Origin of the sequence: Streptomyces djakartensis (genome assembly GCF_014651075.1) — a bacterium.
Taxonomy (GTDB): Bacteria; Actinomycetota; Actinomycetes; order Streptomycetales; family Streptomycetaceae; genus Streptomyces; species Streptomyces djakartensis.
This window is the reverse complement of the sequence record NZ_BMWE01000006.1, coordinates 25,683-38,433: the sequence shown is the minus strand read 5'-3', so window position 1 is coordinate 38,433 and position 12,751 is coordinate 25,683. Positions and strand designations below refer to the sequence as shown.

At 71.7% G+C, this 12,751-nt stretch carries 9 protein-coding genes, 1 tRNA gene and 1 pseudogene; 3 read left to right on the top strand and 8 right to left on the bottom strand.

Annotated features, from left to right (window positions below; all coding sequences use genetic code 11):
* Window positions 1-76 precede the first annotated feature (76 nt).
* The gene (locus IE212_RS11840; RefSeq protein WP_190197742.1) at window positions 77-3,244 is read right to left on the bottom strand and encodes an AfsR/SARP family transcriptional regulator; all 3,168 of its coding nucleotides are present in this window, start codon (window positions 3,242-3,244) and stop codon (window positions 77-79) included.
* Window positions 3,245-3,435: 191 nt separating this feature from the next.
* Here IE212_RS11840 and IE212_RS11835 point away from each other — a divergent pair, with 191 nt between their 5' ends.
* On the top strand, window positions 3,436-3,705 hold the full coding sequence (locus IE212_RS11835) for a hypothetical protein (RefSeq protein ID WP_190197741.1): 270 nt from the start codon (window positions 3,436-3,438) through the stop codon (window positions 3,703-3,705).
* 122 nt (window positions 3,706-3,827) lie between these two features.
* Here the strand turns inward: IE212_RS11835 and IE212_RS11830 are convergent, their stop codons facing one another.
* Together IE212_RS11830 and IE212_RS11825 are read right to left on the bottom strand one after the other, a co-directional pair.
* Complete coding sequence (locus IE212_RS11830; protein WP_190197740.1) at window positions 3,828-4,325, bottom strand: DUF2267 domain-containing protein; 498 nt, start codon at window positions 4,323-4,325, stop codon at window positions 3,828-3,830.
* A 135-nt stretch (window positions 4,326-4,460) separates the two neighbouring features.
* Window positions 4,461-4,883 carry an Hsp20/alpha crystallin family protein gene (locus IE212_RS11825; protein ID WP_190197739.1) on the bottom strand — a complete coding sequence of 141 codons (423 nt, stop codon included), beginning with the start codon at window positions 4,881-4,883 and terminating at the stop codon, window positions 4,461-4,463.
* Between the two features lie 204 nt (window positions 4,884-5,087).
* On the opposite strand from IE212_RS11825, the gene IE212_RS11820 reads away from it, so the two are divergent.
* Window positions 5,088-5,390 (top strand): hypothetical protein, encoded by a 303-nt coding sequence (locus IE212_RS11820; RefSeq protein WP_190197738.1) that lies wholly within the window; start codon window positions 5,088-5,090, stop codon window positions 5,388-5,390.
* 255 nt (window positions 5,391-5,645) lie between these two features.
* Here the strand turns inward: IE212_RS11820 and IE212_RS11815 are convergent.
* The 3 genes from IE212_RS11815 to IE212_RS11805 form a co-directional block, all read right to left on the bottom strand.
* Window positions 5,646-5,718 (bottom strand) — tRNA-Arg (locus IE212_RS11815).
* Between the two features lie 68 nt (window positions 5,719-5,786).
* A complete protein-coding gene (locus IE212_RS11810; RefSeq protein ID WP_190197737.1) occupies window positions 5,787-7,328 on the bottom strand; it encodes an MFS transporter in 1,542 nt (513 codons plus the stop codon).
* A gap of 88 nt (window positions 7,329-7,416) precedes the next feature.
* On the bottom strand, window positions 7,417-8,757 hold the full coding sequence (locus IE212_RS11805; RefSeq protein ID WP_229864230.1) for a DUF445 domain-containing protein: 1,341 nt from the start codon (window positions 8,755-8,757) through the stop codon (window positions 7,417-7,419).
* A 194-nt stretch (window positions 8,758-8,951) separates the two neighbouring features.
* Here IE212_RS11805 and IE212_RS11800 point away from each other — a divergent pair, with 194 nt between their 5' ends.
* Window positions 8,952-10,340, top strand: a complete 1,389-nt coding sequence (locus tag IE212_RS11800) for an SGNH/GDSL hydrolase family protein (RefSeq protein ID WP_190197735.1) — start codon at window positions 8,952-8,954, stop codon at window positions 10,338-10,340.
* Window positions 10,341-11,052: 712 nt separating this feature from the next.
* Here IE212_RS11800 and IE212_RS11795 read toward each other — a convergent pair.
* Window positions 11,053-11,733 (bottom strand): annotated as a pseudogene (locus tag IE212_RS11795) (DUF1707 SHOCT-like domain-containing protein); the annotation flags it as partial.
* Between the two features lie 33 nt (window positions 11,734-11,766).
* The gene (locus IE212_RS11790; RefSeq protein WP_190198001.1) at window positions 11,767-12,744 is read right to left on the bottom strand and encodes an ABC transporter ATP-binding protein; all 978 of its coding nucleotides are present in this window, start codon (window positions 12,742-12,744) and stop codon (window positions 11,767-11,769) included.
* Window positions 12,745-12,751 lie beyond the last annotated feature (7 nt).

Genomic DNA, 12,751 nt, shown 5'->3' with positions numbered 1-12,751 from the left:
ATGACGACTTACAGCTGATCCCCATGCCGGCGGGTTCCGGAGGGTCCGGCCCGCCATCGTAGCCGTAGCCGTAGCTTCAAGTCTTGCGTACCTCTTCGGCCTCGTCGCGGGCGCGGGCCGCGGCTGCGTGGTCGCCGGACAGGGCGTGTGCCTCGGCGAGGGTGTCCAGGCCGACGGCCAGCCACCTGCTGGAACCGATCTGTCTCCAGAGTCGGACGGCGGCTTCGGCGCGTCTGCGGGCCGGTGCCGGACGGCCCACCGCGAGTTGTGCCTCGGCCAGCGCGTACAGGGTCGCCGCTTCGCCCCAGAGGTTGCCGAATTCCCGGTACGTCCACAGGCTCCGGGCCAGCAGGCGGCGTCCTTCCCGGTGTTCGCCCTGCCGGATCAGGACGTCTCCGAGCCAGCTCGTGGCGTGGGTGGCGCTGAGGCGGTCGCCGAGGTCCTCGCTGATCGCGACGGCTTGCCGGTAGGCGTCGGCGGCGGCTGGGTAGGCGCCGAGTGCGCGATGGCTCTGGCCCAGACAGCGCAGGGCCCGGGCCTCCCCCGGGCGGTAGCCCGCGACCCGGCTGACCCGCAGGCACTCCGTGAACCGCGCGATGGCGGCCTCGACACGGCCCTGTTCGAGATCGATGACGCCGAGGCCGTTGATCGCGTAGGCGAGACAGTTGACGTTGCCCGCCGATTCGGCGAGTTCGGCGGCCTCTTCGAAGTGGAGCACGGCGGAGGCGTACTGGCCGAGGAGCCGGTGCACATAGGCCAGCCCGGCCGTGGCGCTGGCCCGGTACGTGGGCCCCTCGCCCTCGGCGAGCAGCAGGGCCTGCTCGAAGTGGTCGAGTGCTTCCGGGTAGCGGTCGAGGATGGTGGTGAGTTCGCCGAGGCAGCGGTGGATTTTCGCGGCGCTGTGCCGGTCGCCGCTGCTGAGGGCGGCCTTGAGCGCCCGGTTCTGGAGCCTCTCCCAGTCGTCGAAGTGGCTGCCGACCTGGAAGAGGGTCGTGAGGGCGGTGGCCAGTCCGGCGGCGGGAACGACATCCTCCCCTCCGTCCAGGGCCTGTTCCGCCACGGCGATGAGGAACTGGCGTTCGTCGTTGAACCAGGCGAGCGGGTCGGCGAGCAGTTGATCGGCTTCGGCGGGGGTCAGCCGCCAGGGGGCCAGGTCGAGCTGTGAGATGCCCTGGAAGTCGACGCTGAGGGTGTCCGCGGCGAGGTCGGCGAGGTGCAGGCTCGCCCCGAGTAATCGGGTGAGGGCGGCCGTGCGCTCCCGCTCGGGGAGGTCCTGCTCCGCACGCTCTCTGGCGAACAGCCGCACCAGGTCGTGCAGTTGGTAGCGGATTCCGGTCGCGTCCACCGAACCGGTCTGCACCAGGTGCACCTCGACCAGGTCGTCGAGGACGGCCTCCGCCTCGGGCAGGCCTGTGTCCAGCAGCGCGGCCAGGGCCCAGGCGGCGAAGTTCGGTCCGGGCAGCTGGGCGATCAAGCGCAGGGCGTGCTGGGTCGCCGCGGACATCTGCTGGTAGGTCAGTTCGAGGCTTGCCCGTACGGCGATGTGGCCGACGGCCAACTCGTCGAGTTTGCGCTGCTCGTCGGCGAGGGCGCGCGCCACCTTGGCCAGGGGCCAGTGCGGCCGGGCGGCCAGCCGCGCCCCGGCGACCCACACCGCGAGGGGGAGTCCGCCGCAGGTTTCCACGATGGAGCGGGCGGAACCGGAGTCGGCGTCGGTCCGGTCCCGGCCCAGCATCTCGCGCAGCAGGTCGAGTCCCGTGGTGGGGTCCAGTACGTCCAGGGGGAGCCGGCGGCCGTTCAGTTCCGCCATGGTCGTCCGGCTGGTGATGATGGTGGCGCAGCGCACGCCGCTGGGCAGGAGGTCGCTCACCTGCTGGGCACTGGCGGCGTTGTCCAGGACGACGAGCATCTGCCGTCCTGCCAGGAGGGTGCGGTAGAGGTGGACGCGGCCGGTCAGCTCGGCGGGGACGGTGCCGCCGGGGATGCCGAGCGCGCGGAGGAAGGTGCCGAGGACCGTGAACGGCTCGGCCGGATCGTCGCCGAAGCCGCGCAGGTCCGCGTGGAGCTGGCCGTCGGGGAAGCGGGAGGCGAGCAGGTGCCCCGTACGCACGGCGAAGGCGGTCTTGCCCACTCCGGCGGGGCCGGTGACCAGCAGCGTCACCGGGCCGGGCCGTTCCTCGCCGAGCAGTTGGCGGGCCTCGTCCGTCTCGTCCTCCCGGCCGACGAAGAGTGACAGGTCCGCTGGGAGGAGCCGGGGAGCGAGCTGGCGTGCCATGGGCGGGCCCGCGTTCACGCCCCCACCCGTTCCGCTCTTGGCGGGCGGTTTCGCGGTGGCGGACGGTTTCGTGGTGGCGGACGGTTTCGTGGTGGCGGGCGCTCTTGTGACGGTGGCCGGTTGCGTGACGGTTGCCGGTTGCGTGACGGTGGCCGGTTGTGCGGCGGTGGCCGGTCCGGTGGTGCCCGCCGGTTTGGTGGGGGCGGGTGGTGCGGTGGAGCGGGGCGCGGCGAGCTGCGGGTCGGCGGTGAGGATTCGTTCGTACAGCCGCCGCAGCGCCGTGCCGGGGTCGACGCCCAGTTCGTCGGCGAGTCGTCGTCGAGCGCGCTCGTACACCTCCAGCGCTTCGGCCTGCCGTTCACACCGGTACAGGGCCAGGATCAGTTGCCCGATCACCCGTTCGTCGAGCGGATACGCCTCGGCCCGGGCGGTCAACTCGCTCACCATCGCGTGGTGTTGCGCCAGGCGCAGCCGCACGTCGGCCAGCTCCAGCTCGGCGGCCAGCCGCTCGCCGTCGAGGAGGTGGCGCTGCGCGTTGAACCACGGGGTGTCCACGCCCGCGAACGCGCTGCCCCGCCACAGCGCCAGGGCTTCCCGCCACAGGGCCTCCGCCTGCTCGTCGCCGTTGGCCTGCCGGGCCCGGGCCGACAGTTCGCGGAAGCGGTGTGCGTCCACCGCCGAGGGCTCGACCGCCAGGCGGTAGCCGCCGCCCCGCTCCCGTGTGATGGCGGTGCCGTCGGCAGCGAGTACGTGCCGCAGCCGGGAGAGGTATCCGTACAGCGTCCGGCGGCCGTTCGCCGACTCGGTGTCCCCCCACACCCGGTCCACCAGCGCGTCGGCCGACACCGGCCGGTCCGCGTCGACGAGCAGCGCGGCGAGCACCCGGCGCTGCATCGCGTGTCCTACGTCGACCGGGGCCCCGTCCCGCCGTACCTCTATGGTCCCCAGGATCCCGAAGCGCGTGGCCATCACACCCCCTGCGACACCCGGCCAGCCCTACGCCACACACTCTGGGCGCCACCGACCTGGGGTTCCAGGCGGATTCCAGCTTTTCCGAAGGTTTGCCGACACCCGCCCTTGCACTGTGAGTGGCACGTCCCCGGCCGTACAGCGGCCACAGGGGAACAAGGGCATCAACTCATTCGACCTCGAGGAGAAGCATGCGTAATCGACTCGCGCTTGCCGGCGCCGCCGTGGTGGGAGCCGTCATGCTGACCGGTGGTACCACCGCCGCCGCGCAGGCCGCCCCCGCGCCCGTCGACAGGGGCACGACGACCACGAACACCATCCAGCGTGAGATCATCGTCGGCTACTACCCGACCTTGGCAAGGTGTGAGGCGGATGGAGAGAACTCCGCCTACTCCTACTGGCGTTGCGCCTGGAAGAGCGGCAAGCGGGCCTGGGCGCTCATCGTGGACGACGAGTCCTGAACACGTGACGGCCGGGGCCTCCCGGCCGGGCTGATGTGATGGGCGGAACGCGTGCCGAGGCAACCTGCGCGTCGGCCACCCCTCGTCCTCACCAGGGGTGGCCGACGTACACGCCTCAGTGCTTACGACGCCGGGCTCAGATCCGCCCGTCCGAACAGCAGGGCGTAACCGGGCGGGAGTTGGGTCAGGATGCGGGTGATCAGGTCGTCGCCGACCAGGGGTGGCAGCACGCTGAGGACGGAGCTGACATCCCAGCGAGCCGTGGCGGGGGTGGCTCCCTCGATGCGGGCGGCGACGGAGTCGACGAACTCCGCCGCGGTCAGCGGGCGGGTGGCCGGGATCTGGGAGGCGACCAGCCGGGCGGCCTCCTCGGGCAGGGCGCGGGCGAGGTCGACCCGTTCGTCGCCGATGACGTGGCCGCCGAGTGCGGACAGGACGATGCGGGTGACGCTCTCCGCCTCGGGCCTGGTGACGTACTGGCCTGACTCCCGCACGGCCTCGATGAGCCGGGTCCAGCCGTTGTCGTCGCTCGCGGGGCGGTGGGTGTGCGACGGGGCGGGGATCACGGTGGCCGGGGCCGTGCGCCCCGTTGTCGCGCTGGGCACCGTAGTCAGGCTCATGGGTGGGTCTTCCTCCGTGTCCGGTGTCGCGTCGCGTCGGCGGCTTCGCGCGTGGCGGCGCGGGGTGTGCTGGGGGGATGGGCCGGTCCTGCGGTGGGGTGCCGCGGGACCGGCCCGGTGGGTGCGTGGGTGCGGTCAGCCGCTGATCTGCTTGCGGCTGTCGCCACCCGTGATCTGGATGCGGCGCGGCTTGGCCTGCTCGGCCACCGGGATGCGCAGGGTCAGGACACCGGCCTCGTAGGAGGCGTCGATGCGCTCCGTGTCCAGCGTGTCGCCGAGGAACAGCTGGCGGGTGAAGGAGCCGGTGGGGCGTTCGGCGACCAGCATCTCCGCGCCCTCGGGGGCGGGGGACCTGCGTTCGGCTCGTACGTTCAGGACGTTGCGTTCGACGTCCAGCTCGATCGTCTCCGGGTCGATGCCGGGGAGGTCGAAGTGGACGAGGAAGTCGTCCCCGGAGCGGTAGGCGTCCATCGCCATCGCCGACGGGCGTGCGGCGGGGCCGAGAACCTGCTGAGTGAGCCGGTCGAGTTCACGGAAGGGGTCCGTGCGCATGAGCATCACTGGTCACTCCTCTCTTCAGGCGCTGTCTCTGCGATGCCCTACGTTCTTCGCCTTCTTATATAGCTCGGTAAAGAAAAGTTGACAACCCTGGGCTCAGGTTCGGGGTGGGCGTGTTCCGCGCCCTGAAGCATGTGCCCCTCACCGCGGGAGTTAGCCTCAAGATCTCAAGCAGTTTCCGGAGGCAGAACGCAGGAGGCAGAGATGGCGAAGGTTCCCAGCGCGGTGGTCGCCGCGAGCGGTCTGGTCGGCGGGTACGGCGTGGCTCGCTGGACCAGGCAGCGGCCGCTGGGCGGGGCCGTGCTCGCCGTCGCGGGGGTGGCGGCCGCCCGGCAGTGGCGGGAGTCGGCCGGCGGGGTGGCCGCGGGGGCGTTGTCGGCCGCGTATGTCGCCGCCTTCGCGGGGTCGCATCCGCTGGCGAGGAAGGTGGGGGCCTGGCCTGCCGTGTTCGCGGTGGCGGGGGCCGTGGGGCTGGCCTCGTGGGCGGTGGCGGATCGGCGCGGCTGACTCGGGTCCGGGGGCCTTGGCGCACCGGCCGGCCCCCGGCACACGAAGAACCCGGCGGCAGAGGAAGAACCCGGCGCCGCACGAAGAACCCCGCGGCCGAGGAAGAACCCGGCGCCGCACGAAGAACCCCGCGGCCGAGGAAGAACCCGGCGCCGCACGAAGAACCCCGCGGCAGAGGAAGAATCCGGCGACAGACGACGAAGCCCGCGGCAAACGAAGAACCCGGCCCTGAATCAGAGGGCCGGGTTCTTGATCTGGAGCGCCGGGCAGGCCTTGCACCTGCATCTCCCCGCAGGAAGCGGGACGTCTTTCCTTGGACCACCAACGCACTGTCCGTCAGCCGGAGTTCCGGCGGCTGGACACAGATCAACTATAGCGCACGCCGGGTGGGCGCCGTTACGCCGTGGCCGGGTTCGAACCCCGCGCATCCGGCTCACGGCCCTGGGACTTGCCGCCGCCCTCGCGGGCCGCGGGCTCGGCTTCGCCCGGCGCCGCCGTCAGCGGTGTGGCGATGTCCTCCAGGGAGCGGCGTTCCGCGCGGACCGCGAGGACCGCCGCCACCAGGCCGGCCAGGCACATGAGTCCGGCGCCGATCTGGAAGGCGAGCGCGGTGTCGCCGACCTTGCCCGTGCCGGTGAGGTCCGCGAAGAGCAGCGGGCCGCTGATGCCGCCGGCGGCGGTGCCGATGGCGTAGAAGAAGGCGATGGACATCGCGCGGGTCTCCATGGGGAAGACCTCGGAGACCGTGAGGTAGGCGCTGGAGGCGCCCGCCGAGGCGAAGAACAGCACCACGCACCAGCAGGCCGTCAGCGTGGTCGCGGTCAGGGAGCCCTGGCCGAAGAGCCAGGCCGTGCCGAACAGGAGCAGGCCGGACAGGAGGTAGGTGCCGGAGATCATGATGCGGCGGCCGACCGTGTCGAAGAGCTTGCCCAGCAGCAGCGGTCCGAAGAAGTTGCCGAGTGCGATGACCGCGAAGTAGTAGCCGGTGTTGCCGCTCGGGACGTCGAAGAACGTCGTCAGGATCGCGCCGAAGCCGAAGGTGATGGCGTTGTAGAGGAAGGCCTGGCCGATGAAGAGGGAGAAGCCGAGGACGGCGCGGCGGCGGTAGTCGGAGAAGACGGTGCGGCCGATCTCCAGGAAGGAGACGCTGCGGCGCTGGTGGATGGTGATCTCGCCCTCGGCGCGCGGCAGCGGCTCGCCGCTTTCCCGTTCGATCTCCCGCTCGATCCCGGAGACGATGCGTTCCGCCTCGTCGTCACGGCCGTGGATCAGCAGCCAGCGCGGGCTTTCCGGGACGTGCCGCCGGACGAGGAGGATCACCAGGGCCAGGACCGCGCCGAGCGCGAAGGTGAGCCGCCAGCCGACGTCGGCGGCGAAGATGTCGGTGTCCAGCGCGACGATCGACAGCAGCGAGCCGAAGACCGCGCCCAGCCAGAAGCTGCCGTTGATCATCAGGTCGACGCGGCCGCGGTACTCCTTGGGGATCAGCTCGTCGATCGCGGAGTTGATGGCCGCGTACTCGCCGCCGATGCCGAAGCCGGTGAGGAAGCGGAAGAGGAAGAACCACCAGGTGTCGAAGGCGACCGCGGTGAGGGCGGTGGCGGCGAGGTAGACCGCCAGGGTGATCATGAAGAGTTTCTTGCGGCCCCACTTGTCGGTGAGGCGGCCCCAGAACAGGGCGCCCGAGCAGGCCCCGGCCACGTACAGGGCGGCCGCCAGGCCGGTGACCTCGCCGGAGGTGATGGGCAGGCCGCTGCCGGGCTCCGACAGCCGGCTGGCGATGTTGCCCACGACGGTGACTTCGAGGCCGTCGAGGATCCACACGGTGCCGAGACCGATGACGATCGTCCAGTGCCAGCGCGACCACGGGAGGCGGTCCAGGCGGGCGGGTATGTCGGTTGTCACGGTTCGGCCGGTCCCGGCCTGTGCGGTGGTCATGGGCTCCCTCCCCATCGAGCGGAATTCCGAGCGAGCGGAATTCCGAGCGAGTGCCCTGACCGGGTTCTCTTACGCCCTGAGCGGTTTCTCAGGCCCCGATGGCGTGCGTCACGGTGTAGATCAGCAGCCCGGCCAGCGAACCGACCACCGTGCCGTTGATGCGGATGAACTGCAGGTCGCGGCCGATGTTCGCCTCGATCTTCTTCGTGGTGTGCTCGGCGTCCCAGCTCGCGACCGTGTCCGTGATCAGGGAGGTGATCTCCTTGCGGTAGGTGGTGACGACGTAGACGGCCGCGTCCTCCACCCACTGGTCGACCTTGTCCTGCACCTTGCGCTCGGCCGCCATCCGGGAACCCAGGGACAGCAGGGACGCCCGCACGCGCAGCCGCAGCTCGCTGCGCTCGTCCTCCGCCGCGGCGACGATCATGGACCGTACGGCCGTCCAGGCGCTGGCGATGAGGTCCTGGACCTCGCCGCGGCCCAGCACCTCGCCCTTGAGCCGCTCGACGCGGGCGCGGGTGTCGGTGTCGGACTGCAGGTCGGAGGCGAAGTCGGTGAGGAAGCGGTCGAGGGCGCCGCGGGCGGGGTGGGCGGGCATGTCGCGCATCTCGGTGGTGAAGCGCAGCAGCTCCTTGTAGACGCGCTCGCCGACCTTCTTGTCGACGAACTTCGGCGTCCAGCCGGGGGCGCCGCCCTCCACGGCGCCCATCACCTCCTCGCGGTGCAGCACCAGCCAGTCGTGCGCACGACTGACGACGAGGTCGACGACCCGTTTGTGACCACCGTCCGCGACGACCTTCTCCAGCATCTTGCCGATGCCGGGGCCGATCTCCTGGGCGTTGGCGCGGCGGGTGATCGCCTCGCCGACGACGGCCTGGACGTCGGAGTCGCGCAGGACCGTCAGGGCGCCGCGCAGGGCGGTGGACAGCTCGGCGGTGACCCGGCCGGCGTGTTCGGGGACCGCGAGCCAGGCGCCGAGGCGGCTGCCGATGCCGACGGCGCGCAGCCGCTGCCGTACGACGTCCTCGGAGAGGAAGTTCTCGCCGACGAACTCGCCCAGGGAGACGCCCAGCTGGTCCTTCTTGGTGGGGATGATCGCGGTGTGCGGGATGGGGATGCCGAGGGGGTGGCGGAACAGGGCGGTGACGGCGAACCAGTCGGCGAGCGCGCCGACCATGCCCGCCTCGGAGGCGGCGGCGACATAGCCGGCCCAGGGGCCCGCGCCGGAGTTCTGGGCCCACTTGGCGAGGACGTAGACCAGGGCGACGAACAGCAGGAGCCCGGTCGCAGTGAGCTTCATGCGGCGCACGCCGCGCTGCTTCTCCTCGTCCGCCGGACTGAAGGTCGTCATCGCGCGGTTGACGGCGGCGCCGGGGCGGGCATGCTGCCCTCGGACGCTGACCTTTTCTTCCACTTTTGTCTGTTCCATCCGCTCCACCCGCCTGGTGATCTCGCACACATTGTCCCTTCCTGACCGACTCCTGGAACGGAACAGGAGTTCCCGGCGTCTGTCGGGAGGGGTTCTGCCACGGGGTCCGTGTGCACTTTCCCCGGCCCATGCCGCATCATGGGCACATCAGATCGGAGCCTGAGGCTCCCATCGCCTGAGGAGAACTGAAGAGCATGACCCGAGGACGGGCCGGGGGTGTGGAGCCCGCTGCGCAGCAGCAGGTTTCCACCGCTCCCACCAAGTACCGCGCCCTCTTGGCCGTAGTCGTCGCAACGATCATGGCCCTTTCCACCGCCATATACGTCGGAGTGGCGTCCGACCGCGGTACGCAGGCCCAGAGAGCCCTCGCCGACGGCCGCCTCCCGAACAACGCCGCCCCCGCATCCACCGGCACCTGGGTCGGCACCTGGTCCACTTCCCCGGCCGCCGCCGAGCCCGGCACGGAGACGACCGGTATGGCGGACCGCTCGGTACGCAACGTCGTCCACACCAGCGTCGGCGGTACGGGTGCCCGCGTGACGCTGTCCAATCTCTACGGCCAGTCGCCGCTGAGCATCACCCGCGCCTCGATCGCCGTGGCCGCCGGAAGCGGCACGGCCGCCGCGCTCCCGGACACCCTGCGGCAGCTGACCTTCAACGGCGGCCCCACGGTCGTCGTCCCGCCCGGCCGGCAGGTGATGAGCGACGCCGTGCGCGTCGTCATCCCGCACGACGCGGACGTCCTGATCACGACGTACACGCCGAACAGCTCCGGGCCGGTGACGTACCACCGGCACGCCCGGCAGATCTCCTACCTCGCGCGGGGCGACCACGCGGCCGACACGACGGGTGCGCCGTACACCGAGCAGACCAGCTCGTGGCGTTACCTGACCGCGCTGGACGTACTGAGCAACGAGGCCGACGGGACGGTCGTCGTCCTCGGTGACTCGATCACCGACGGGATCACCTCCACCATGGGGGCCAACAACCGGTGGACCGACGTCCTGTACGACCGGCTACGCGCGGAGATCGCGGCCGGGCGGCGGGACCTGCCTCGCTACAGCGTGGTCAACCAGGGCATCAGCGGGAACCGGGTCCTCACGGACGGGCTGGGCCGGCCGGCGGACAACCCCAGCGGGCTGAACCGCTTCGGGCGGGACGTGCTGGAGCGGACGAACGTCAAGGTCGTCGTCATCGACCTCGGGGTCAACGACATCCTGCGCAACCCGCGGCTCGCCGATCCGAACGCGGTCCTCGGGGGGCTGCGGACGATGGTGGGGCAGGCTCACGCGCGGGGGCTGAGGGTCGTGGGGGCGACGCTGATGCCGTTCTACGGGCACCGGGGGTACACCGATGCTCGGGAGGCCGTGCGGCAGACCATCAACGCGGAGATCCGTGCGGGGCGGGTGTTCGACGCGGTGGCCGACTTCGACCAGGCACTGCGGGATCCTTATGACCCTCGGCGGCTGAAGGCCGAGTACGACTCGGGGGATCATCTGCATCCCAGTGATGCGGGGTTCACGCGGATGGCCGGCGCGTTTGACCTGGGCAGTCTGAAGGGGTCGGCTCCGGCGGAGCTGTAGGAGTGCGTGCCTGCTGTTGGGTACCGGCGTGGGTGCTGGGGCGGGGGGCGTGCGCAACCCGGCGCCGCGGGGTGCCGCCTGCGCCCACCCGTGCCGCCCCAGCGGCACGACTGCCCGCAGACGGCGGGCGCCGCAGGCACCCAGGACGGCTGGCCCCAGGCGCCGGGCCCCAGGCGACTGGCCGCAGGCGGCACGCGCGAGGTAGCGGGCGGCAGGCGCCGGGCCACAGGCCCCAGGGCGGCTGGCGGCGGGCCGCAGGCCTCAGGCAGCTGCCGGCGGGCGCAGGCCTCAGGCGGCGGGCCGCAGGCCCCAAGACGGCAGGCCCCATGACGGCAGGCCGCACGGGCCAGGTAGCAGGCGCCGGGTCACAGGCCCCAGGCGGCTGGCGGTGGGCCGCAGGCCCCAAGACGGCAGGCCCCATGACGGCAGGCCGCAGGCCGCAGGCCGCACGGGCCAGGTAGCAGGCGCCGGGTCACAGGCCCCAGGCGGCAGGCCGCAGGCCGCAGGCCGCAGGCCGCAGGCCGCAGGCCGCAGGCCGCAGGCCGCAGGCCGCAGGCCGCAGGCCGCAGGCCGCACGGGCCAGGTAGCAGGCGGGCAAGCGCCGGGCGGCAGGCCCCAGGCGGCTGGCGGCACGCGCAGGTAGCAGGCGCCGGGCGCCGGGCCGCAGGCCCCAGGGCGGCGGGCCGCAGGCCGCAGGGTGTTAGCCGTCCAGTTGGCGGCGGGGGCGGTGGTCCAGATTGTGTCGGCGGCGTTCCTCGCGGATGCGTTGTTTCTCGGCGCGCGTCTGCTTTCGCTGGACTCCGACGCCGCCCCAGAACGCGAACCCGGTCACGATCACACGCGGTGCGCCGGGATCACCGGGTACGCCCTCCTCCTGGTGGTCGAAGCCGCCCATGACGCCGATGCCTCGGACGACGACCTCGACGCCGGGCGGGACGATGATGTCCACGCCGCCCATGATCGCGATCGCGTTGATCTCGACCTCGCGGTCGGCGAAGTCGGCCTCGCGCAGGTCGATCTCCCCGCCGCCCCAGAAGGCGAAGCAGGTGAACCGGCGGGGCATCGTCCAGCGGCCCTTGCGCTGGAAGCCGGACATCACGGCGACGGCCCACGTCGAGGAGCCCTCACCGCCGACGATCCGCCCGGCCCAGCCCGGTCCCCCGGCGGGCTCCTTGCTCAGTGACACGGAGGGCGCCGTGACGCCCGTGGCCGGCAGGTCCCGGGTGATCGGAGCCAGTTCCCCGTAGGTCCGCGCCTTGTACGTCGCGTCCAGCCGCTCCTCGAACTCCGCCATGTCGAGACGGCCCTCCGCGACGGCGTCCCGCAGGATGCCGGCGACCCGCTCGCGGTCGGCGTCGGAGGCGCGGAGGTCCGGGACTGCGTCGTCGGTCATACACAGCAGCCTACGAGTTCACCCGCACGGCGGCTACGACGCCGCGCGCTCCGCCTGCTCCGCGTACATCTTGGCGATCACCGCCTCGATGTCGGGCTCGCGCACCGACAGGTCCACCAATGGGTACTCCGCCGCGATCCGCGCCACCAGCGGCGCCGCCGACTGAGCCGCCGGGAACGCCAGCCACTGCCGCGGGCCGTCCACCCGGACGACCCGCGCGGGCTCCGGTGCCTCGATGGGCGGCAGTTCCCGCTCCAGGTCCACCACCAGTGTCCGCTCGCTCTCCCCCGCCTCGTGCAGACCGGCGAGCGGACCGTCGTACATCAGGCGGCCGTGGTCGATGACCATCACCCGCTTGCACAACTGCTCGATGTCCTGAAGGTCGTGCGTGGTCAGCAGCACCGTCGTACCGCGCTCGGCGTTCAGCTCCCGCAGGAACTCCCGCACCTTCGCCTTGGAGACGACGTCGAGGCCGATCGTCGGCTCGTCGAGGTACAGCACCTCCGGGTCGTGCAGCAGCGCCGCCGCGATGTCGCCGCGCATCCGCTGGCCGAGGGAGAGTTGGCGGACCGGCACGTCCAGCAGGTCGCCCAGGTCGAGGAGTTCGACCAGGCGGCCGAGGTTCTCGCGGTAACGGGCGTCCGGGATGCGGTACATGCGGTGCATCAGCCGGTACGAGTCGACCAGCGGCAGGTCCCACCACAGGGTCGTGCGCTGCCCGAACACCACGCCGATGCGGTGCGCGAGCCGGATGCGTTCGCGGGAAGGGTCGATGCCGGCCACCCGGAGGCGGCCCGCGCTGGGCGTGAGGATGCCGGTGAGCATCTTGATGGTGGTCGACTTGCCGGCGCCGTTCGGGCCGATGTAGCCGACCATCTCGCCGCGCTCCACGCGGAAGGAGATCGAGTCGACGGCCCGCACCTGCCGCAGCTCCCGCCTCATGAAGCCGGTCTTCCGGCGCACGTCGAAGACCTTCTCGACGCCGTCCAGTTCGATGAATCCGCTGTCCATTCCGGTC

Excerpts from the sequence above, each read along its gene's own strand:
- IE212_RS11790 (WP_190198001.1), bottom strand. The coding sequence starts at position 12,744 with ATGGACAGCGGATTCATCGAACTGGACGGCGTCGAGAAGGTCTTCGAC.
- IE212_RS11810 (WP_190197737.1), bottom strand. The coding sequence starts at position 7,328 with ATGACCACCGCACAGGCCGGGACCGGCCGAACCGTGACAACCGACATA.
- IE212_RS11835 (WP_190197741.1), top strand. The coding sequence starts at position 3,436 with ATGCGTAATCGACTCGCGCTTGCCGGCGCCGCCGTGGTGGGAGCCGTC.
- IE212_RS11840 (WP_190197742.1), bottom strand. The coding sequence starts at position 3,244 with ATGGCCACGCGCTTCGGGATCCTGGGGACCATAGAGGTACGGCGGGAC.
- IE212_RS11825 (WP_190197739.1), bottom strand. The coding sequence starts at position 4,883 with ATGCTCATGCGCACGGACCCCTTCCGTGAACTCGACCGGCTCACTCAG.
- IE212_RS11800 (WP_190197735.1), top strand. The coding sequence starts at position 8,952 with ATGACCCGAGGACGGGCCGGGGGTGTGGAGCCCGCTGCGCAGCAGCAG.
- IE212_RS11805 (WP_229864230.1), bottom strand. The coding sequence starts at position 8,757 with ATGGAACAGACAAAAGTGGAAGAAAAGGTCAGCGTCCGAGGGCAGCAT.
- IE212_RS11820 (WP_190197738.1), top strand. The coding sequence starts at position 5,088 with ATGGCGAAGGTTCCCAGCGCGGTGGTCGCCGCGAGCGGTCTGGTCGGC.
- IE212_RS11830 (WP_190197740.1), bottom strand. The coding sequence starts at position 4,325 with ATGAGCCTGACTACGGTGCCCAGCGCGACAACGGGGCGCACGGCCCCG.